Below are 21,607 nucleotides of genomic sequence, written 5' to 3' on the forward strand. Positions count from 1 at the left end.
GACTGGATATTTTCAGATTCGCTCTGGTCCGGGGAGCACCACCCGCACCACCTCCGCCAGCCGTACCCTGGCCGTGTGGACGGGCCCCGGCTCCTCCTCACCCCTCGGTACGGCCGGCGCCCGCTCATGCGCGTCGTGGTAGGCGAGGGCCAGCCTGGGCAGGTAGGCGGCCCATCCAGGGTCGCGCCCCGCCCTGCGGCTCGGCAGCTCGGCCAGCAGCCTGAGAACGGCCCTGTCATGGGGGCCGGACAGCGCGCACGGGGTGAACCCGGCGCGGGGCACGTCCAGCTCGCGGGCCCAGCGCAGGACGGCCGCGGCTCTGGCGTGCGCGTATCTGACGACGAAGCCGGGGTTGTCCCACGTGCGGGGCAGGTCCTGCCACGGGCCGGGGAAGTCCACCGGCTCGTGGGGATCGTCCAGCAGGTCGCCAGGGGTGTCGACGGTGATGCGCAGGAACCCGTTGCCCCCGACCTCCACCGCCACGACTCCGGCCAGGGCGCGCACCTCGGCGGCGAGGTCGCCCGGCGCGATCCTGCGGCGCAGGGCGGCGGCGGAGAGGTAGACGGCCTCGTGCTCCCATGTCCCCTCGGGCGCCGGCGGCTCGCCGAGCACCTCTGCCAGCCGCCCCGGTCTCACAGCACCCGAGCTTAGACCCTCCGCCCGCGCCGGAGGCGGCCACGGGGCGGAGCCGGGGTGCGGGGCCGGAGGGCCCTCGACGGCTCAGATGAGGGCGTGGGGTTCGGCGGAGCCGTACTCGACCAGGTGGGCGGCGCCCAGCAGCCAGCGGTCCTCGTCGCGCACCCTCACGTAGCCGAACCTGTCGGCGGAGAACACCTTGATGCCGTCGGTCCTGCACTGCCGCATGAGCACCTCGTCCCAGCCCTCGGTCAGGTCGGCGAAGCCGATCGCGCGCAGCGCGTTGCGGCGCGCCAGCAGCGTCGCCCCGTTGACCTCGGGCGTGTAGGTGTACTCCGACTCGGGCTGCTTCAGCAGCGTCGCGTGCGCCCCGCGCAGGTGCGCGTAGTAGGAGGCCTTGCCCACGATGTCGGCCGTGCTGAAGAGGAAGGCGCGCCTGAGGTCGGCCAGGTAGTGCGAGCCGTACACGTCGCGGGGGTCCATGATCGCGACCAGGTCGGCCTCGCACAGGTCGAGCCCCCTGTTGAGCATGGCGCCGGTGCTCACGGACGGGTCCTGCTCCCTGAAGACCACCTCGCGGGGGGCGAGCACCTCTCGTGCCCGCTCCTCGATCGAGGGATGCCCGAAGACGATCACCTGGGTCACGCCCGACTGCTTGACGACCTGGGCGAGGGCGTGCTCCAGCCGCGAGGAGTCGGGCACGGGCAGGATCACCGAGATGTCCAGCGTCGCGCGTGCGCTGGGCAGGCCGATGGTCTCGAGCAGCTCGTCCACGCGCTCGGTCATGGTGCCCGCCGCGTAGGCCCTGCGCAGCGCGGCGTGCGCGCGGCGCGAGTCGGCCTCGGGGCCGATGGAGGTGCCGCAGGCGGCCAGCTCGGCCAGCCGCCAATGCGGCGTGCCCGGCGGGCAGTCGACCGCCACCGGCCAGCGGTAGGACGTGAGCACGTCGGGGTAGCCGAGATGGGCGGGAAGCAGCTGCTCGAGCGTGAGAACCCGGTCGTAGCGCCCGCCCGACAGCGGCAGCGGGTTGTGCACGCGCGGCTGCACCGCGAACGGCAGGCGCGGCCAGCCCGCTGTGAGGTCGGTGGTGAAGCGGTACTCGAACAGCTCGGCGGTGGCGGCGTAGTCGGCGACCGTGCCGCCGGTGTGCCAGAAGACCGTGCGGATGCCGCGCGCGGCGCACCAGGCCAGCAGCTCGCGCACCCCCTCGCCCGGCTCGCCGGTGATCTCCTCGGCCCAGGGCCCCTGCGTGACCGACTCGACCACGAGCAGGTGCGGCACCTCGGCGGCCAGCACGCGGGCGAAGTCGCGAGGGGTGAACCCTGTCGTCTGCCGCCACTCGTAGCGCAGCAGCGCCTCGGCGTGCGGGTCGGCGATCACGGCCGCGGTCAGGTGCGGGCGGGTGTTGGGTCCTGTCGGGATCCTGAACGGCTTGAGCCGTACCGACCTGCCCTCGACCGTCCTGGTGGTGCTGGTCGCCTGGAAGGCGGCGCCAGGACGGTCGTCCTTCTGCGCGGTGACGGCAATGGGCTTGCGCTTGGGCGCCACGGGCCGCTTGACCGGCTTCGCCGCGCCTTTCAGCCCCTTGGCCAGCCGGACGGGGTTGCTCTTGCCCGTCTTGATCGCGTCGCCGATGCGGTTCCACCTCGCGACCTTGAGCGAGGACAGCTTCCACTGGGCCACCTCGGCCTGGTAGCGCTGCTCGGCCAGCTCCTTGCGGAGCCGCTCCGCGGCGGTGCGCTCGGTCTCGAGCTCGCTCTCGGCCTCGGCCAGCCGCTCGTTCATCGACCTGAGCTCCTCGGTGGCCCTCTCGGCCTCCGCGAGCTTGGCCTGGGCGGCGTCCAGCAGCCTTGCCAACTCCGCGGCGCGCTCCGCCTCGGCGATGGCGTCGCGCAGCGCGCGTCGCGTGCTCTCAAGCTCAGTAGTCACAGGCCCTCCGTCTCTCGGCCCGGCAAAGGATACTCTTTCGCTTGGAATCGGCGTTGAGGAGTGAGATCGCGTGCAGTGGCCGGCGTTCAATGTGAGGCCGTACGTATGCGGCGCCCTCGGCCGCTTCGACACGGGCCTGCTCGACAAACTCGCAGGGTCGGGGCCGAAGGTGCGCCCCGCCCTGCAGACGGCGGAGGCGGCCCTCTACAGCTCGCAGCCGCTGCCGCCCTACCATCGCACGCCCACGACGTTCGCCTTCTCCTGGGGCGAGCGCAGGCCCGCGCAGGCCGCCGACTGGATCACGGTCGCCGAGACCTACGAGACGCCCGGGCTGATCTCCGACGGCGCGCGCACGATCCTGCACGCGGGCGCGCTCGGCCTGGTCGACGTCTACTACGTGCGCACCGACGAGGCGATCTACTTCTCCTCGCTGCTGAAGCCGCTGCTCGAGCTCGTGCCCGTCGACATCGACTGGGCGGCGTGGGCCTCGATCATCCAGGTCACCTTCCCGCTGGGCGACGCCACGCCGTACGCGGGGATCAGGCGGCTGCCAGGCTCCAGCGCGCTGGTGCACACCGCCGAGGGGCTGTCCACCGAGCGGCGGCTGCCGCGCTGGCTGCGGCAGGAGCCCTACGAGGCCTGGCGCAGCGCCGGGGAGTTGCTGGAGATCCTGCACGCGGTCTACGACGAGTACGAGGGCCGTCCGCTCCTGGTGCCGGTCAGCGGCGGCTACGACTCGCGGCTGCTGTGCTCGGTGGCGGTGGCGAAGGGCGCCGACGTGGAGTCGTGGACGACCAGTCCCGACGACGGCACCGACACCGACATCGCCTTCGCCCGCGCGATCACCCGCGAGCTCGGCGTACGGCACCGCGTGATCACCCAGGACGCCGCCGCCTATCCGGGCGACGCGCTGGAGGTGGCGCGGCGTCTGGAGTTCATGACGCCGCACCACGCCTGGTACGCGCCCTTCGCCAAGGAGGTGCACGGCTCCAGCCGCGTCCTGATCGACGGCCTGGCCGGCGGGCCGCTGCTGAAGAACTTCATGGTCAGCGGTGCGGCGCTGGAGGCCAGGACGCAGCAGGAGCGCTCGGCCGCGGTGCTGAGCTCGCTCTCGCTCGGCGCGCCGTCCACGCCGTTCCTGTCCGAGGCGGCCGAGGGCTGGATCGGGCAGGTCGTGCGCGAGCAGTTCGACGCCTCCACCTCGATGCTCCACGGGCACAGGGCCGAGCTGCCGCTGTCGGTGCTGCACACCCGCACCGTGCGGGGCATCGCCCGCTCGGCGGTCAACCTGGTGGGCCCCGAGGCCTCCTTCGCCGGGCCGTTCATCCACCCCGACTTCTTCGACGCCGCGCTGTCGGTGGGGGTGGGGCGCAAGGACAAGGGCCGCTTCTACAGGGAGGTCCTGCACGCCGCCAACCCGCGCGTGGCCGCTCTGCCGTCCACGAACGTGGTCAAGCAGCCGCTGCAGCGGGTGCCCCTGCGCTCGACCGCCGCGCCCGCCCGCGCCTACTCCCACACGATGCTCGGCAAGGTCGCCGAGCGGGCTCCCTGGCTGCTGTCGGAGGGCCTGCACGAGGTGATCTCGTCGGGGCCCGACGCTCTCACCAGGTTCAGCGGCTGGAACGACAGGTTCTGGGTGCGGGGTCTCGTGCTGTTCGGCGCGTGGCTGACCGACTACGAGAACGACCTCACGGAGCTTGCTCCGCCGTTCTGACAGGCACGGAGAACGCAGGGTAACGCCACAAGCACGTACGGGTCTCGCGGGCATTACAGGCGGTCGAAGCAAGGGGATTATGGACGGTCCCCCGGGCTGGTAGTGTTCGGCCCGTACCAATGAAAAAACGTACGCTGCTTTCGGCCCTCAGGGCCTCCGAGCTGCACGTTTTTCATTGAAAAGCGCCGCATACAACCGGAGCCTCCAGGTCACAGATCTGGTTCCGGCAGGGCCTGGGGTTCGCAGGGATGACGACTCCAGCGGCGCGGTCACCACACAACACACCGGGGCATCCGGTGACTTCGTCCTGCCCACATCTCCTTCTGTGAGCGTCATATGAACAACCCATCGGTCAGCGAGACCTTTGTCTCGGCCGATCCACGCTGGTACAAGCGGGCGGTGTTCTACGAGGTGCTCGTCCGGGGGTTCAAGGACTCCAACGGCGACGGGACCGGAGACCTCCGTGGTCTCATCGAGAAACTCGACTACCTGGAGTGGCTCGGCGTCGACTGCCTCTGGCTGCTGCCGCTGTACGAGTCCCCCCTGCGTGACGGCGGCTACGACATCTCGGACTACGGGAAGATCCTGCCGGATTTCGGTGATCTCGGTGACTTCGTGCAGCTCATCGAGTCGGCGCACGCGCGTGGCATCCGCATCATCACCGACCTGGTGATGAACCACACCAGCGACATGCACCCGTGGTTCCAGGCTTCGCGGCACGATCCCGAGGGGCCCTACGGCGACTTCTACGTGTGGGCGGACGAACCGACGGGCTACCCCGACGCGCCGATCATCTTCGTGGGCGCCGAGGAGTCGAACTGGACCTACGACCCGATCCGCAAGCAGTACTACTGGCACCGCTTCTTCCACCACCAGCCTGACCTGAACTACGACAACCCCGCCGTTCAGGACGCCATGCTGGAGGTGCTGAGGTTCTGGCTGGACCTCGGCATCGACGGGTTCAGGCTCGACGCCGTGCCGTACCTGTTCGAGAGGGAGGGCACCAGCTGCAGCGGGCTGGCCGAGACCCACGCCTACCTGAAGAAGGTGCGCGCCGAGGTCGACCGCCTCTACCCCGACAGGGTGCTGCTGGCCGAGGCCAACGGCTGGCCCGAGGACGTCGTCGAGTACTTCGGCGACCCCACCACGGGCGGCGACGAGTGCCACATGGCCTTCCACTTCCCGCTGATGCCGCGCATCTACATGGCGGTCAAGAAGGAGACGCGCGAGCCGATCTCGGAGATCATGTCGCGCACGCCGAAGCTGCCCGAGAACGCGCAGTGGGGCATCTTCCTCCGCAACCACGACGAGCTGACGCTCGAGACGGTGACCGAGGAAGAGCGCGACTACATGCACTCGGAGTACGCCAAGGACCCGCGCATGCGCGCCTACCTCGGCATCAGGCGGCGTCTGGCGCCGTTGCTCGACAACGACCGTGACAGGATCGAGCTGTTCACCGCGCTGCTGCTGAGCCTGCCCGGCTCGCCCGTCATGTACTACGGCGACGAGATCGGCATGGGCGACAACATCTGGCTGGAGGACCGCGACTCGGTCCGCACGCCGATGCAGTGGAGCCCCGACCGCAACGCGGGCTTCTCCACCGCCGACCCCGGCAGGCTCTACCTGCCGACGGTCATGGACCCGATCTACGGCTTCCAGGCGGTCAACGTGGAGGCGCAGCAGAAGAGCCAGTCGTCGCTGCTGCACTTCACCCGCAACATGCTGCAGATCCGCCGCCACCACCCGGTCTTCGGCACCGGCGCGTACACCGAGATGTGGTCGTCCAATCCCGCCGTCCTCACCTTCACCCGTGAAGAGGGCGACGACCTGATGCTGTGCGTGAACAACCTGTCGAAGTTCCCCCAGCCGGTGGAGCTCGACCTGCGCAGGTTCGAGGGCATGACCCCGGTCGAGGCCAGGGGCGGGGTGCCGTTCCCCGTGATCGGCAGCCTGCCGTACCTGCTGACCCTGCCGGGTCACGGCTTCTACTGGTTCGCGCTGAAGCCGTAGGTTCCCAGCTGGGCGCGGGCCGCGCGGCGCGCTGGAAGCAGCGCCACCGCGAGGGCCGCGCCCACTGCCACGGTGACGGCCACGGTCAGCGTCAGGGCCGAGGGCGGCCTGCCGATGCCCGCGCCCACGCCGCTGGTGTGGCCCTGCAGGTCGATCAGGCTCGTCACGACGAAGGAACCCGCCGCGGTGCCCAGGACGACGCCCAGCACCACGAGCACACCCGTGCCGGTGACGAGCGTGGCCATGACCTGGCGCGGGGTCAGCCCCATCGCCTTCAGCACCGCCAGGTCGAGGGCGTGGTCACGCAGCCCCAGCGCGCTGGCGGTCAGCAGGTTGGCCAGGCCGATCAGCGCCAGCACGACGATCAGCGCGACGATGACCGCCCTGATGATCGACAGTCGTTCGGCGGGGTTGACCACGCGCTGGATCTCCAGCCCCTCCCCCGACGCGGTCAGCAGCCTGTCGCGCACGTCGGCGGGGTCGGCGCCCTTCTTCAGCGCCAGGCCCCAGAACTCGGGCGGCACCACGTCCTTGGCCGCGAGACTGTCGACGCCGAGCGACAGCACCTGCCCGTCGAGGTCGGGCTCGACGGTCCTGCCGACGATGCGCACGATCAGCGGGGTGCCGCCGACCGACAGCCACACCCTGTCGCCGATCTTCACCTTGAGCAGGTCGAGCAGCCCCTGCCCCGCGACGGCCTCGCCCCTGTCGGCGTACATCCGGCCCTCGGCCACGGGGAAGGGGTAGGGCGCGCCCGAGCCGCCGATCGCGCGCACCCTGATGGACCTGGCCACGCCGGGAACCAGCGCGTCGACGTCGGCGCCCGGATAGACCTCGCGCACGCCAGGGTCGAGCTGGGCCGCGCGCTTCGCCTCCTCGGGTGTCAGCTTGACCGGGCGGACCAGCAGCTGGGCGTGCTGGCCCACCTGCTCGGGATGGGCGAGGAAGTTGTCGAGCGTGGCCCAGACGCCGAGCCCGATGGTGATCATCATCATCGGCACCGCGAGCCCGAACGTGGTCAGGAAGGCGGGCACCCGCCTGCTGAAGGCGTCGCGGGCGCCCAGGACGAGCGCGGGCGGCAGCCGTACCAGCAGGGCCAGCTTGGCCAGCCTGGACAGGTGGCCGCGCGGCGGCGCCGAGGGCGCCGCGGGGATGGGCGGGGTGCGGCTGCCGCGCCAGGCGGGCAGCCCGACGGCCACCAGCACCACCAGCGCGGTGCCGGCCGTGATCGCCACCAGAGGCACCAGGGCGACGGCGGTCCTGTCGAGCACCAGCCAGGTCACCAGCCACCCCGGCAGGACGCCGAGGGCGATGCCCAGCAGGCCCAGCGCGCCGTGCTCGACGAGCAGCAGCCCGGCCACCTGGCCGCGGGTGAAGCCCATGGACTTCAGCGTGGCCAGGTCACGCAGCTGGGAGAGGACCCGCCCGCCCGCCGCGTTGGCCAGCGCGAGCGCGGCGGCCACCAGGCCGACGATGCCGAACAGCGCGAGCAGGGTGCCGAGGAGCCTGTTGTCGAGCTCCATCGCGTCGCGCACCTCGCGCCAGGTGTAGACGCGCTGCACCTCCTCGTCGAGCATCACGACCACGCGCTGGGAGACGAACTGGGTGGACTCGGGGTCGGCCAGGCGCAGGCCCGTCACCCATTCGCTGCGGCCGAGCTCGGGCTCGATCCTGTCGAGCTTCTCCGGCAGCACCCAGATCAGGCCTGGCGTCCACTCGGGGTAGAAGCCCTGGTCGGCGGAGTCGGCGATGCCGCGCACGTACAGCACGTGGCGGGCGCCGCTGAGCGCGGTCACGTTCACGGGGCTGCCCACGCCGAGGCCGAGCGCCCTGGCGAAGGAGCGCTCGACGACCGCGCCGTCGGGCTGCGAGGAGGTCAGCCAGCCGCCCTCCGCGACGACGGGTCTGGCCACCTCGGGCGGCGTCACCGGCATCGCGCGCAGCGCGGCGGGCGCCTTCCTGCCCTCTTCCAGCAGCGTCACGGGCGCCGTGCGGTACGGCCCCGCCGCCTGCGTGACGCCGTCGATCTCCCTGAGCGCGACGACCTGCGGCCTGTCCTTGGTGTGGACCCACAGGTGCGCGCCGTTGGTCTGGGAGAACAGGCCCCGCCACGGGTTGGTGCTGTCCTCGAGCAGTGTGGCGGCGGTGATCAGCGCGGCCACGATCGCGGCGATGGTCGCCACGGTGAGGACGGCCTGGCCGCGCCTGGCCCGCAGGTCGGCCCTGATCCATCGGGCTCCGGCTCTCATCGCAGGTCGATGACCTCCCCCGCGCCGCCCCTGCCGGGACGCCTGCGGGCGATCCTTCCGTCGTCGACGATCTGGCCGTCCAGCAGCGAGACCACCCTGTCGGCCAGGCTGGCGACCCTGGCATCATGGGTGACCAGGACGATCGTCTGGCCGTCGCGGTGCACCTCGCTCAGCAGCCGCAGCACGTCGCGGGTGTTGCGGCTGTCGAGGTTGCCCGTGGGCTCGTCGGCCAGCAGCAGGGCCGGCTTGTTGGCCAGCGCGCGGGCGAGGGCGACGCGCTGCTGCTCGCCGCCCGACAGCTGCGCGGGCGCGGCGTCGGCCCGCTCGGTGAGGCTCAGCGCGTCGAGGAGGTACTCCCTGCGCGCCCTGGCCTCCTTGGAGGAGACCCCCGCCAGCAGCGCAGGCAGCTCGACGTTGTCGGCCACGGTCATGCTGGCGACCAGGTTGAAGAACTGGAAGACGAAGCCGATCTTCTTGCGCCTCAGCAGCGCCCACGCGCTCTCGGAGAGGGTGTCGGCGCGCTGGCCGTCGAGCCAGATCTCGCCGCTGGTGCGGATGTCGAGCCCGCCGAGCATGTGCAGGAGGGTCGACTTCCCCGAGCCCGAAGGGCCCATGACCGCGACGAACTCGCCCTCGTCGACGACCAGGTCCACCCCCCTGACGGCCGGCACGGGCACGTGCTTGTTCTGGTAGATCTTGACGAGGTTCACCGTTCTGAGCACGGTCACGCGAGGTCCTCCTGGCAGCGTTCGAGCCAGTCGAGATCGGCCTGCAGGTGCAGCATGGCTCCCTCGATCAGCAGAAGCGCGACCTGATTCCCCTGATCGGTCCGCTCGGCGAGTTCGTTGAGGTCGCGCATCAGCGCGAGGTAGTGACGGCGCTGGCGGTTGATCAGTGCCATCCGGTCGGCGATGCCGGTCAGCGGAGCGAGGACGAGTTTCATGAAGAACTCGTCGCGCACCCTCGGACCCTCCGTGGGCTCGTCCACCCAGTCGGTGAGCGCGTCGCGGCCCTTGCCCGTCAGATAGTAGACCTTCTTGTTGGGTCTGTTGGACTGTTCGACGTCGACGGCTCTGACCAGCCCGTCCTTCTCCAGCCGGCCGAGCGTCACATAGATCTGGCCGATGTTGGGCGAAGGGTAGGCGCTGCCGAAGGTTTGCTCGAGGGCCTGCTTGAGTTCGTAGCCGTGGGCAGGTTCCTTCGCGAGGAGCGCCAGCAGGTGCAGCCGCACGCCCACCTCCTCGTTACGGGCTCGTTACGGAGATATCCGTTGACGTTCAGATTAGCGCTGTGCATAACATGAATGCATCTACCTAACACGAATGTAATCCGGTAGAAATTTGGAGGTCACGTGTTCCGCCCCCTGTCCGTGATGCTGCTCGCGCTCCTGGTGGCCGGATGCGCGGCGGCGACGGAAGAGGGCGGCGAGGACCCCACGGGTCCGATCACCTTCGCCACGGGACGCGACACCACCGGCTACCTGCAACCCCTGCTGGACCGGTGGAACAAGGCGCATCCCGCGCAGAAGGTGACGCTGCTCGAGCTGCCTGAGGCGGCCGACGAGCAGCGAGCACAGCTGGTGGCCAACCTGCAGGCCAGGAGCGACCGCTACGACGTGCTCGGACTCGACGTGGTCTGGACGGCGGAGTTCGCCGACAACGGCTGGATCATCCCCCTGGAGCGCGGGAGCTTCCCGCTCGACAGGTTCCTGCCGCCCGTCGTCGACACCGCGGTCTACAAGGGCAAGCTCTGGGCAGTGCCGTACACCAGCAACGCAGGGCTTCTCTACTACCGCAAGGACCTGGTGAAGAAGCCGCCCACGACCTGGGCCCAGCTTCGCTCCCAGGCTCTTTCGGCAACCAAGAAGCACGACATAGGCGGCTATGCGGGCCAGCTGGCCGCCTACGAAGGACTCACCGTCAACTTCGCCGAGGCCGTGCAGTCGGCGGGCGGCACGCTCCCCGACCTCGACCAGGCCAAGGCCAAGCAGGCTCTCGACTTCTTCACCCAGGGGCTGCGCGAGGGATGGATCCCCCCGCAGGCCCTGAACTACAAGGAGGAGGAGTCGAGGCTCGCCTTCCAGAACGGCCAGCTCGTCTTCGCCCGCAACTGGCCCCACGCGTACGGCCCCGCCACCCAGTCCAAGGTGGCGGGCAAGTTCGCGGTGACCAGGCTGCCGGGCCTCGACGGGCCAGGATCGAGCTCACTGGGCGGCGCCAACCTGGCGATCAGCGCCTACTCCAAGCGGCAGAACACCGCCCAGGAGTTCATCAAGTACTTCACCAGCCTGGAGAACGAGCGCCGCGTCCTGACGGAAGGGTCCTTCCCTCCCGTCTGGGCAGAGCTCTACGACGACCCTGCGCTGATCAAGCGTTTCCCTTACCTGCCGGTGCTCAAAGAGAGCATTCTCGCGGCCAAGCCTCGGCCGGTGAGCGCCAACTACAACCAGTTGAGCCTGGTGGTCGCGAGTGCGGTCTCCAAAGCGCTCAGCCCGCCCTACGACCAGTCCACCGATGACGTGGCCGCCTCCATGAAAGCGGAGTTGGCCGAGATCGTCGCAACCCAGTGATTCGAGGTCAGGCATCATGCGAAAAGCAGTTGTTCTGGCGGGGCTCGCCGTAGCCATCGCCGCGTGCGGCAACGCGCCGAGCACCACCCCCCAGGAGACGGGCGCCGCCAGCTCGGCCGCCCCCGCCAAGAAGACGCTGGAGGGGGTGAAGATCGAGGTCGCCGCCAAGTGGACGGGCGAGGAGCAGACCAACTTCGAGGCGGTGCTCAAGGCCTTCCAGGAGAAGACCGGCGCCCAGGTCACCTACGCCTCCACAGGTGAGGACACCGGCGCCTACCTCGGCCCGCGCATCCAGGGTGGCAGCCCGCCCGACGTGGCGATCCTGCCCCAGCCAGGTCTGGTGCAGCAGTACGCCGACCAGAAGGCGCTCAAGCCCCTCACCGCCGAGGTCCAGAAGCAGATCGACGACAACTACACCCCGTACTGGAAGGAGCTCGGCTCCGCGGGCGGCCAGGTGTACGGCGTGCTCGTCAAGGCCGCGCACAAGTCGATCATCTGGTACCGCGACGCCGCGTTCACCGACGCCGGCGTGCAGGCCCCGACCACCTGGGACGAGCTGATGAAGACCGCGCAGGCGGTCTCCGACTCCGGCACCCCGCCGTTCTCGCTGTGCGGCGCCTCCGGCTGGACGCTCACCGACCTGTTCGAGAACGTCTACCTCTCGACCGCGGGCCCCGAGAAGTACGACCAGCTCGCCAAGCACGAGATCCCCTGGACCGACGCCTCCGTGGTGACCGCGCTGGAGAAGATGGCCGGCATCTTCGGCAAGAAGGACTACATGGTCGGCGGCAACACCGGCGCCCTGCAGACCGACTTCCCGACCTGCGTGACCCAGGTGTACGGCCAGGACAAGGGCGCGATGGTCATCGAGGCCGACTTCGTGGCCGCCTCCGCCACCCAGTCCGGCGCGAAGATCGGCGAGTCCGCGAAGATCTTCCCCTTCCCGAAGGTCGGCGACACCGCTCCCGTCGTGCTGGGCGGCGACATCGCCGTGGCGCTGAAGGACTCCCCCGGCGCGATGGCGCTGCTGGAGTTCCTCGCCTCCAAGGAGGGCGGCGAGGTGTGGGCGAAGCTGCCCGGCTACCTGTCGCCGAACCGCAACGTCTCGCCTGACAACTACCCGAGCGAGCTGACCAAGCAGCTGGCGCAGACCATCATCTCCGCCGGCGAGACGGTCCGATACGACATGTCCGACCTCGCGCCGAGCGCCTTCGGCGGAACCGACGGCAAGGGCGAGTGGAAGGTCCTGCAGGACTTCCTGCGCGACCCGTCCGACGCCAAGGCAGCCGCCAAGGCCCTGGAGACCGAGGCCGCCAAGGCCTGGAAGTAAGGGGCGAGGCCGTGACCGACCGGTTGAACGGCCCGACCGACCCGCGCGACGAGGTGTCGCGCGGGTCCTCCCCCGGGCCAGAACCCACCCCCCAGACGGCGACTTCGGGCTCCGCCTCCGCGGACAATCCCGACCCCGCCCACACCTCCGACTCCGCCGACCCCGCCCGCGCCGCGGCCTCCTCCGCTGAGGGCGCCACATCGGGCGCGGGCACCCGCAGGACCGCCGCCTCGGAGGAACCCGAGCTGGCGACGGCGGGAGGGGCCGCGCCCACCGTGGCGCCGGCGCCCGGCAAGAACAGGCTGGGCCCCTCCGCCGCGGTGGCCTGGTTCTTCGTGCTCCCCGCGATGCTGCTGCTGGGCATCTGGGTGATCTACCCGATCATCTACTCGATCTTCCGTAGCCTCTACGACGCCACGGGCACCCAGTTCGTCGGCCTGGAGAACTTCGGCACGATCTTCACCGACTCCGGCACGCTCACCACGATCAGGAACAACCTCATCTGGGTGATCGTGGGCCCGATCCTGGTCACCACGCTGGGCCTGATCTTCGCGGTGCTCACCGAGCGCATCAAGTGGGCCACCGCGTTCAAGCTGATCGTGTTCATGCCGATGGCCGTCTCACTGCTGGCCGCGGGCGTCATCTTCCGCCTCGTCTACGAGGAGGACCCCGACCGCGGCGCGGCCAACGCGATCATGTCCACCATCTCCGGGGTGTTCTCCTCCGGTGGCGGCCTGGAGGGGGCGCGGCCGAGGGAGAACGACACCTCGCCCGTCACGGCGCAGGGCGACACGGTCGTCACCAAGCAGCCCGCGCAGGCGGGCCAGCCGGTGCTGATCCCGCTGGTCGGGCTCAAGCCCGAGGCCGTTCCCTCCGACGCGCAGACGGCCAAGCCCGCCGCGGGCGACGGCCTCACCGGCACGGTGTGGCTCGACTTCACCGCGGGAGGCGGCGGCAAGGCAGGCGAGGTCGACGGCACGGAGAAGGGCCTGCCGGGGGTGACGGTGGAGGCGGTCAGCGGCGGTCAGGTCGCGGCCACCACCACGACGGCAGCCGACGGGACCTTCCGTTTCGACGGGCTCGCGCAGGGCTCCTACACGGTACGGCTGCCGCAGTCGAACTTCGAGGCGCCCTTCAACGGCCTGACCTGGCTCGGGCCCACCCTGATCACGCCCGCCATCATCGGCGCGTTCGTCTGGGTGTGGGCGGGCTTCGCGATGGTGCTGATCGCGGCGGGCCTGTCGGCCATCCCGCGTGACGCGCTGGAGGCGGCGCGCATCGACGGCGCGACCGAGTGGCAGGTCTTCAGGAAGATCACCGTGCCGCTGCTCTCCCCCGTGCTGCTCGTCGTGTTCGTCACGATGATCATCAATACGCTGAAGGTCTTCGACCTGGTCTTCATCATCGCGCCAGGCTCGGTGCAGCCGAACGCGAACGTGATCGCGCTGGAGATGTGGCGAGTCTCCTTCGGCGGCGGGAACAACCAGGGACTCGGCAGCGCGTTGGCGATCTTCCTGCTCATCCTGGTCCTGCCGTTCATGATCATGAACATCCGCCGGTTCAGGAGGGAGCAGTGATGGCTGACGTCCAGGCGGGAACGGTGAAACGAGGCCCGCTCAGCAGGATCGTCGACCGTCTCGGCAGCGGCGCCGTCCAGGTGCTGATGATCCTGATCGGCCTGTTCTGGCTGGTGCCGACGCTCGGCCTGCTGGTGGTCTCGATGCGAGACGAGACCGCGAACAACGCCGAGGGCTGGTGGACGATCTTCACCAAGCCCGCCGAGCTGACTCTCAGCAACTACGCCAGCCTGCTGGCGACCGGCTTCTCGGCCTCCTTCTGGAACACCGTCATGATCACGGTGCCCACCACGATCCTGGTGATCGGCATCGCGGCGATGGCCGCCTACGCCTTCGCCTGGATGGACTTCAAGGGACGCGACCCGCTGTTCCTTGTCGTCGTCGGCCTGCTGATCGTGCCGATCCAGATCGCGCTGATCCCGATCGCCACGCTGTACGGCCAGGCCGGGATCTTCGGCACGATTCCCGGCGTGGTCCTCTTCCACGTCGCCTTCGGGCTCCCCTTCGCGATCTTCCTGCTCCGCAACTTCTTCGTCGGCATCCCCGCCTCGCTGCTCGAGGCGGCCAGGATGGACGGCGCGTCGGAGTGGAAGATCTTCTCGACGGTGGTGTTCCCGCTCGGCAAGCCCGCGATCGCGTCACTGGGCATCTTCCAGTTCCTGTGGGTGTGGAACGACCTGCTCATCGCCCTGGTCTTCGCCGACGCGTCGAACCAGCCGATGACCAAGGCCCTGCAGTCGCAGATGCGGCAGTTCGGCACCAACGTGGACATCATCGCGCCCGGAGCCTTCCTGTCGCTGATCATCCCGCTGGTCCTGTTCTTCGCCTTCCAGCGCTACTTCGTGCAGGGCATGATGGCCGGCTCGGTCAAGTGATCCACTGGGCGCCCGTCTCGCGGCGGCAGGCGGGCGCCCGGTCCCCCTTTGTGATCTTTTCTGGACGGCGTGCGCCCCGCTCGCTCTGATCGATAGGGTGCATGACCATGGCCGGTCGTCCCCTACACGAAGTAGTCGAATCCGGATGGGCGAGCGCCCTCGAGCCCGTCGCCGAACGGATCTCCCTCATGGGCGAGTTCCTCCGGAACGAGATCGCCGAGGGCAGGCAGTACCTCCCCTCCGGAGCCCACGTCCTGCGCGCCTTCAACCAGCCCTTTGACGAGGTCAAGGTGCTGATCGTCGGCCAGGACCCCTACCCCACGCCAGGACACCCCGTCGGGCTGTCCTTCTCCGTGGCCCCCGACGTGCGCCCGCTGCCCGGCAGCCTGCGCAACATCTACAAGGAGATGGAGAGCGATCTCGGCCTGCCCATGCCCTCCAACGGCGACCTGACCCCCTGGGCCGAGCAGGGCGTCCTGCTGCTCAACAGGGTGCTGACCGTCATGCCGGGCAAGCCGGCCTCCCACCGGGGCAAGGGCTGGGAGGAGGTCACCGAGCAGGCCATCCACGCCCTCGTCGCCCGCGACAAGCCGATGGTGGCCATCCTCTGGGGCCGCGACGCGCGCAACCTCGCCCCGATGCTCGGCAGCGTGCCGCGCATCGAGTCCGCGCACCCTTCCCCGCTGTCGGCCCGCAGCGGTTTCTTCGGCTCACGGCCCTTCAGCCGCGCCAATGAACTGCTCATCCAGCAAGGCGCGACACCTGTCGAGTGGAAGCTGCCCTAGGCTCTTTTCCCATGAGTGATGAAGAAAAGTTCCTCCGCCTCACGGTCGAGCTGACCGTCGAGGTGCTGGACGTCGCCGCCCTGCAGGCGGCCGCCCTCGCCGAGATCCGGCACCCTGACGCCGACCTCGACGAGGACGAGCGCAAGGAGCAGGCCGAGCTGGTGAGTTCCGACGAGACGGGCGCGACCGCCCTCCAGTGGCTGATCGAGCCCGACCACGTGCTGTCCCTGATCGAGCACGTCCAGGAGGTCGAGCCGCGGGAGGCCGTGCTGGGCGTCGAGCCCTCCGACGGGCCCAGTGACGAGGACGAGGACGACCACGAGGGTCACGACCACTGACGCTCGGGGTGGGTGGGAGCCCGCGCTCCCACCCACCGCCCTAGGATCGAAGCATGATCGTTGCTTTCTCCATCACCCCGCTGGGAGTCGGCGAGGGTGTCTCCGAGCCTGTCGCGCGCGCCGTCAAGGTGGTGCGCGACAGCGGACTGCCCAACCACACCGACGCCATGTTCACCACCGTCGAAGGCGAGTGGGACGAGGTGATGGACGTGCTCAAGCGTGCGGTGGAGGCGGTGGCCGAGGTCGCTCCCCGCGTCAGCCTGGTGCTCAAGGCCGATGTACGGCCCGGCGTCACTGACGGCATGACCGGCAAGGTCGAACGCCTGGAAGCCCACCTCCGGTAGGGCGTGACGCCCCGCGGGCGGCACAGACGCGACATATCTTGACTGTCCTCGAGAACGCGTCATATCTTGATGCTTGACGCGACATATCTCGAAGGGCGGAACGATGAGAGTACCTGTCCTGATCGTCGGCGGCGGCTACGCGGGGCTCAGCGCCGCCACCATGCTCGCCTGGCGCGGTGTCCCCGTCCTGCTGGTCGAACGGCACGCGAGCACCTCGCTGCAGCCCAAGGCCTTCGGCGTCAACATGCGCGCCATGGAGCTGCTGCGTGCGGTGCCGGGGCTGGAGAAGGAGCTGTCCGGCATCTGGCAGGGCATCGGCGACAGCATGCGCATCGCCGTGGCCTCCAGCCTCACCGACCCCGAGCCGAACATCCTCTTCGACACCAGCGCCGTGCCCTTCCCCACGCACCTCTCGCCCGCTCCCGACCTCGGGGCGCCACAGGCGGAGGTCGAGCGCGTGCTGCGCGCCAAGGCCGAGGAACTGGGCGCGGACCTGCGCTTCTCCACCGAGTTCGTCTCGCTCGAGCAGGACGACGACGGAGTGACCGCGCTCATCCGCGCCGAGGACGGGACCGAGACGACCGTCCTCGCCGACTACGTCATCGCCGCCGACGGCTACCGCAGCCGGCTTCGCGCCCAGCTCGGCATCCCCACCTCGGGAAGGGGCGTGCTGAACCACCTGCAGGCGATCATGTTCGACGCCGACCTCAGCACGCTGGTCAACGAGCGCGAGGTCACGCTCTGGTACCTGCAGCGCCCCGAGTTCACCGGCGTCTTCATCACCGGCACAGGCGTCGGCGCGCACGTGCTGGGCGTCACCTACGAGGGCGAGCCCGACCCCGACTGCGAGAAGCTCGTCAGGCTGGGCGTGGGCGTGCCCGACCTCGACGTCACCGTCCTCGACACGGCGACCTTCCCCACCGCGCACGTCCTGGCCGACCGGTACAGGGAGGGCAGGGTGTTCCTGGCCGGCGACGCCGCCCACACGATGCCCCCGACAGGCGGCCAGGGCGGCAGCACCGCGCTGCAGGACGGCTGCGACCTGGCCTGGCGGCTCTGGCTGGTCATCACGGGACAGGCCGGCCCGCGTTTCCTCGACTCCTACGACGCCGAGCGCCGTCCCATCGGGAAGCTGACGGCCGACGCCCAGCTCGCCAACCTGGGCTTCCGCATGCCGCCCGCCCAGCGCGTCGACTACCCGGCCCCGCTCGAGGACCCGTTCGCGGCGCTCCTCGGCTACCGCTACCACTCCTTCGCCATCCTCGCCGAACCCGGCGAGGACGGCTCGCTGCTGGAGGACCCGCGCACCCCCGACGGACGTCCCGGCGGCAGGGCCGCCCACGTGGTGCTCGACTGGGACGGGCGGCGGATCTCCACGCACGACCTGTTCGGGTCGGGATTCGTGCTGCTGGCCGGGCCGTACGGGCAGGCGTGGGTGGACGCGGGACGCGCGGTGAGGGACCAGCTCGGGCTCCGCCTGGCGCCGCACAGGATCGGCGGGGAGCTGCTGGACGTGGACGAGGTCTGGCTGGAGCGGTACGGCGTGAGCAAGAGCGGCGCGGTCCTCGTCCGGCCCGACGGGTTCATCGCCTGGCGCAGTCCTGGCGCGGACCTGGACCCCGCGGGCACGTTGGAGCGCGTCCTCCTCCAGATCCTCGCCCTCTAGTAAGTCTCTATTGGAGACTCACCGAGTATGGTGAAGGGCATGGCCAGACAACTGCGCGACCAGGACATCACCTGCTCGATCGCCCAGGCCGCCGCCGTGGTCGGCGACTGGTGGAGCCTGCTGATCGTCCGGGAGGTCGCACGGGGGCACCTGCGCTTCGAGGACCTGCTCACCGAGCTCGGCATCTCCAGGAAGATCCTGACCGAACGGCTCAGGCACCTCGTCGACCACGGCGTGCTGGAGCGCAGGCCGTACCAGTCGGGGCCGGTCAGGAACGACTACGTGCTCAGCGAGGTGGGCGCCGCGCTCGCCCCCGTACTGATCTCGATGCAGGACTGGGCCGACCGCTGGATCGTCGGCGACGGGACGCTCACGGGGGTGTCCCTGCCGAACAGCCCTCCCGCCCAGCGCGTCCACTCGCTCGTGGGCACGGCGATCCCACACCCGCTGAGACTCCCCGCGAGCGGCGGAGGAGAGCTGGAGGTGGTGGATCCCTCCCTGCCGACCGTGCTCTTCGCCTATCCCGCGACGGGGGTGCCCACGCCGCTGCCGCCCGGCTGGAACGAGGTGCCGGGAGCGGTGGGCTGCACGCTTGAAAACCGGCTGTTCAGGGACGCGGCTGCGCGGTTCGCGACGGACGGGATCGCGATCAGGGGGGTCAGCACGCAACGTCAGGACGAGCAGGCGGCGTTCGCGGAGATGGAGGGGATCCCTTTTCCGCTGCTGTCGGATGTGGATCTACGACTGGCGGCGGCGCTGCGGCTGCCGACGTTCCGGTCGGGACAGACGCTGCGGCTGAAGCGGCTGATCCTGGTGGTGGATCCGGAGCGGGTGATCCGCCATGTGATCTTTCCCGTGGTGGACATCCCCGCGGCGGTCACAGAGTCCCACGAAGCCGCCCGCACCCTCACCTGACCCAAGGCACCTCATCCCGGCTCCCCCCGCCCCCCGACCACCTGCACGCGACCACCGCTCCAGCCGGCCACATCCGCCGGTGGGACTGTCGGCACCCCTGGGGACGTGAGAGGGCGTCCCTCCGCGCAGTATCCAGGTCATGGATACAGCGTGACGGAGACGTCTTTGGGACTGTCGGCACCCCTGGGGACGTGAGAGGACGGCCCTCCGCGCAGTATCCAGGTCATGGATACAGCCTGATGGAGACGTTTCAAGGCGGGTCTGGCGTACGGGCAGCCTCTGTCAGGGACCGGGGGCGAGGAGTTCGTCCCTGCGGGCCTGCAGAAGCGCGCACTCGGACGACAGCTCGGCGGTCCGTCTGGAGATCGAGGCGACCGTCTCCTCCACCCACTGGGCCGCCTGCGCCACCGCGTCATGCGTGCCGGTGATCCGGTGGTGCTTCATGACGTCCGTGACGATGTTGTCGAAGAACGTGTCCACGAACCACCGCGTGTCCACCTCAGGCAACCGGGGGTTGGCCATCACCCCGACGTCGGCCAGCTCCCTGGCGAACACGTCCAGCGCCCGCTGCGCCCGCCATGCCGCCTCGTCGGCCTGCTGCAGTCGGTTGCGTTCGATGGAGTCGGCGAGGACGCCGCCCCCGAACATGTCCCACGTCGAAGCCCCGCGCGCGCTGTTCAACCGGTCGAGAACGTGGGCCAGCTCCGCGCCCGCAGCCATCCCCGCCTTCCGCGCCTCCTCGTGTTCGTGGAGATCGGCGGTCAGATCGCCCAACGTCGACGCCAGCTCAGCGAGGTCCCGCCCTCGCGGGTCACCGTCGAGCTCGATGAGGAGCCGTTCCTTCTCCCCCAGCAGCCTCGCGTACTCCCCTGGCGCCGCCTCCAGCGCCACCCGCTCCGCGTCGATGCCCTCGAGGTCGCCCTCCAACGCCGACAGCCTGAGGCGGTGGCCGTGCAATCGCTGCCGGACGGCCTCGGCCTCGATCCGTTCCTGAGCGAGCCGTTCCTCCTTCGAGCCTGCCAGTTTCGCCAGGAACCCCACGAACCCACTTTCCAGACGGACGACGTCCTGCTCCTCCTCGGCCAGGCGGGGCGTCAGGTCCACGATCGCCTGCCGTACCTGCTGGATCTGGCCGGTGAGCGCGCCCCGCTGGCGGGTCAGGTGCTCGAGATGCCGTACGCGCTCCTTGGCCACCCGCAGCTGGTCATCGATCCCCGCGAAATCCGTCATACCGGCTACGACGTCCGACTCCCCGCCATCGTTCCCGAACGCAGCTGGAGCGCGGTCACAATCCCGCAGGACGAAGCCGAAGGGCGGTCACAATCCCGCGAGACACAACCCGAAGGTGGCCAGAACCCGCGAGACCCAACCGAAGGACGACCCGAACCCCACGAGACACAGCGGGAAGGTGGCCAGAACCCCGCAGGACGCGGCCGGAAGGTGGTCAGAACTGCGGGACGCACTTGGACAGCGAGGTCAGGACCGAGAGGCAAGTTTGGGATCTCGGGACTGGGGCGAAGGGCGGGGCATAGCTGCGGGGCGGAGGTGGGGGTCAGGGTTTGCGGGCGACGCCGGCCCAGCCCAGGACGGCGAAGCGCTCCAGCGCTTGGGGAGAGATGAAGTCGCCCGAGTCGAGCAGTTCGAAGTCCCCGAAGAAGCGCTGGATGTCCGCGAGGGTTCGCGGCACTACGCCTGAGCTTGCCCGTGAGTACACCTGACGCATCGTTTCGGTGTCGCCGCTGCGTTCGTCCTTCGACGACAGGTGTGTGATCACCAGGTGGCTGCCGGGCGCCATCAGCTCCCTGAGCCTGGCGACCTCGGCGTACGGATCGTCGAGGAAGTGGAGTACGGCCACGAGCAGCACCGCCACGGGTTCGTCGCCGTTGATGAGGCCGGTTTCGAGGACCCTGGACCAGATCTCGTCGGGTTTGCGGAGGTCGCTTTCGACCATGGCGACGTTGGGCGAGTTGGCCAGCAGAGCGCGTCCGTGGACACAGACGACCGGATCGTTGTCGACGTAGACGGCGCGAGCGTCGGGGTTCACTGAGTGGGCGACCTGGTGGACGTTGTTCTGCGTGGGCAGTCCCGCCCCGATGTCGACGAACTGGCGGATGCCCGCTTCGCCCGCGAGATGACGGACGGCGTTGCCGAGGAACTCCCGGTTCAGCTGCACGCCTTCGCGCGATTCGGGGAACGCCTTGATGATCTGCTCGGCGGCCTCGCGGTCCGCCGCGAAGTTGTCCTTTCCGCCGAGCATGAAGTCGTAGATGCGTGCGACGTTCGGCGTGGAGATGTCGATACCCGCGGGCGGATTGTCCGTCATCGGGCGATCGCCAATCTGCCGCTCGAAGTTGCCCAGTTCTGTCCAAAAGTGCGCCGAACGGGGATTTTGGGGGCAAAAACGTGACATGGACGGGGGATGAAGTCCGCGTGGGCGCAGGCGGGCCGGTGGCTGGTTCGCCGGCTCACAGCTTTCCTCCTCGCATCAGGACTAACGTCGCGATAAAGGGATCACCTATCTCGGCGCGGTCAGCGTACCGCACCATAACGTCCCCATAACGCTGGATTCGCGGGGATTCAGGCCGCGAGCCGCCGGACGTTTCCGGGGGCGCTGTCAGGTACGGCAGGCCGTACGGCAGCGGGGCCTGGGGGCGAGCGGTCGGGGTCGTC

The 21,607-nt window shown here is 69.6% G+C and carries 18 protein-coding genes; 11 read left to right on the forward strand and 7 right to left on the reverse strand.

Annotated elements, in window-relative coordinates:
* Positions 1-12: 12 nt before the first annotated feature.
* The gene (locus ABFX50_RS35895) at positions 13-636 is read right to left on the reverse strand and encodes an anticodon-binding protein (protein ID WP_346152813.1); all 624 of its coding nucleotides are present in this window, start codon (positions 634-636) and stop codon (positions 13-15) included.
* A gap of 84 nt (positions 637-720) precedes the next feature.
* Positions 721-2,565: a hypothetical protein gene (locus tag ABFX50_RS35900; RefSeq protein WP_346152814.1), complete on the reverse strand. Its 1,845-nt coding sequence runs from the start codon at positions 2,563-2,565 to the stop codon at positions 721-723.
* A gap of 70 nt (positions 2,566-2,635) precedes the next feature.
* Here ABFX50_RS35900 and ABFX50_RS35905 point away from each other — a divergent pair, with 70 nt between their 5' ends.
* Both ABFX50_RS35905 and treS read left to right on the forward strand, forming a co-directional pair.
* Positions 2,636-4,279, forward strand: a complete 1,644-nt coding sequence (locus tag ABFX50_RS35905; protein ID WP_346152816.1) for an asparagine synthetase B family protein — start codon at positions 2,636-2,638, stop codon at positions 4,277-4,279.
* 336 nt (positions 4,280-4,615) lie between these two features.
* The gene (gene treS / locus ABFX50_RS35910) at positions 4,616-6,289 is read left to right on the forward strand and encodes a maltose alpha-D-glucosyltransferase (protein ID WP_346152817.1); all 1,674 of its coding nucleotides are present in this window, start codon (positions 4,616-4,618) and stop codon (positions 6,287-6,289) included.
* Here the strand turns inward: treS and ABFX50_RS35915 are convergent.
* The 3 genes from ABFX50_RS35915 to ABFX50_RS35925 are packed head-to-tail and all read right to left on the reverse strand — an operon-like array spanning position 6,265 to position 9,769.
* Positions 6,265-8,538: an ABC transporter permease gene (locus ABFX50_RS35915; RefSeq protein WP_346152818.1), complete on the reverse strand. Its 2,274-nt coding sequence runs from the start codon at positions 8,536-8,538 to the stop codon at positions 6,265-6,267. The two genes, treS and ABFX50_RS35915, sit on opposite strands and share 25 nt — an antisense overlap.
* Complete coding sequence (locus ABFX50_RS35920) at positions 8,535-9,266, reverse strand: ABC transporter ATP-binding protein (RefSeq protein ID WP_346152819.1); 732 nt, start codon at positions 9,264-9,266, stop codon at positions 8,535-8,537. The genes ABFX50_RS35915 and ABFX50_RS35920 overlap by 4 nt, the downstream gene beginning before the upstream one ends.
* On the reverse strand, positions 9,263-9,769 hold the full coding sequence (locus ABFX50_RS35925; RefSeq protein ID WP_183649189.1) for a PadR family transcriptional regulator: 507 nt from the start codon (positions 9,767-9,769) through the stop codon (positions 9,263-9,265). Before ABFX50_RS35925 ends, ABFX50_RS35920 begins: the two co-directional genes overlap by 4 nt.
* A 120-nt stretch (positions 9,770-9,889) precedes the next feature.
* On the opposite strand from ABFX50_RS35925, the gene ABFX50_RS35930 reads away from it, so the two are divergent.
* From ABFX50_RS35930 to ABFX50_RS35970, 9 genes are all read left to right on the forward strand, one after another.
* Positions 9,890-11,107 (forward strand): ABC transporter substrate-binding protein, encoded by a 1,218-nt coding sequence (locus tag ABFX50_RS35930; RefSeq protein ID WP_346152822.1) that lies wholly within the window; start codon positions 9,890-9,892, stop codon positions 11,105-11,107.
* A gap of 16 nt (positions 11,108-11,123) precedes the next feature.
* On the forward strand, positions 11,124-12,437 hold the full coding sequence (locus tag ABFX50_RS35935) for an ABC transporter substrate-binding protein (RefSeq protein WP_346152823.1): 1,314 nt from the start codon (positions 11,124-11,126) through the stop codon (positions 12,435-12,437).
* 11 nt (positions 12,438-12,448) lie between these two features.
* Positions 12,449-14,014 (forward strand): ABC transporter permease, encoded by a 1,566-nt coding sequence (locus ABFX50_RS35940; RefSeq protein ID WP_428834717.1) that lies wholly within the window; start codon positions 12,449-12,451, stop codon positions 14,012-14,014.
* Positions 14,014-14,889, forward strand: a complete 876-nt coding sequence (locus ABFX50_RS35945; protein ID WP_183649196.1) for a carbohydrate ABC transporter permease — start codon at positions 14,014-14,016, stop codon at positions 14,887-14,889. Before ABFX50_RS35940 ends, ABFX50_RS35945 begins: the two co-directional genes overlap by 1 nt.
* A 107-nt stretch (positions 14,890-14,996) precedes the next feature.
* The gene (locus ABFX50_RS35950; protein ID WP_346152825.1) at positions 14,997-15,674 is read left to right on the forward strand and encodes a uracil-DNA glycosylase; all 678 of its coding nucleotides are present in this window, start codon (positions 14,997-14,999) and stop codon (positions 15,672-15,674) included.
* Positions 15,675-15,685: 11 nt separating this feature from the next.
* On the forward strand, positions 15,686-16,012 hold the full coding sequence (locus tag ABFX50_RS35955) for a hypothetical protein (RefSeq protein WP_183649202.1): 327 nt from the start codon (positions 15,686-15,688) through the stop codon (positions 16,010-16,012).
* A 53-nt stretch (positions 16,013-16,065) separates the two neighbouring features.
* Entirely contained in the window at positions 16,066-16,356 is a 291-nt protein-coding gene (locus ABFX50_RS35960; RefSeq protein ID WP_183649205.1) for an MTH1187 family thiamine-binding protein, read from the forward strand.
* Between the two features lie 103 nt (positions 16,357-16,459).
* A complete protein-coding gene (locus tag ABFX50_RS35965; protein ID WP_346152826.1) occupies positions 16,460-18,022 on the forward strand; it encodes an FAD-dependent monooxygenase in 1,563 nt (520 codons plus the stop codon).
* 39 nt (positions 18,023-18,061) lie between these two features.
* A complete protein-coding gene (locus ABFX50_RS35970; RefSeq protein ID WP_346152827.1) occupies positions 18,062-18,937 on the forward strand; it encodes a winged helix-turn-helix transcriptional regulator in 876 nt (291 codons plus the stop codon).
* Between the two features lie 282 nt (positions 18,938-19,219).
* Here ABFX50_RS35970 and ABFX50_RS35975 read toward each other — a convergent pair whose 3' ends face one another.
* Both ABFX50_RS35975 and ABFX50_RS35980 read right to left on the reverse strand, forming a co-directional pair.
* Complete coding sequence (locus ABFX50_RS35975) at positions 19,220-20,167, reverse strand: hypothetical protein (protein ID WP_346152829.1); 948 nt, start codon at positions 20,165-20,167, stop codon at positions 19,220-19,222.
* Between the two features lie 322 nt (positions 20,168-20,489).
* Complete coding sequence (locus ABFX50_RS35980; protein WP_346152831.1) at positions 20,490-21,260, reverse strand: SAM-dependent methyltransferase; 771 nt, start codon at positions 21,258-21,260, stop codon at positions 20,490-20,492.
* Positions 21,261-21,607: the final 347 nt, after the last annotated feature.

This window comes from Nonomuraea recticatena (assembly GCF_039533245.1).
In the GTDB taxonomy this organism is placed as follows: Bacteria; Actinomycetota; Actinomycetes; order Streptosporangiales; family Streptosporangiaceae; genus Nonomuraea; species Nonomuraea roseola.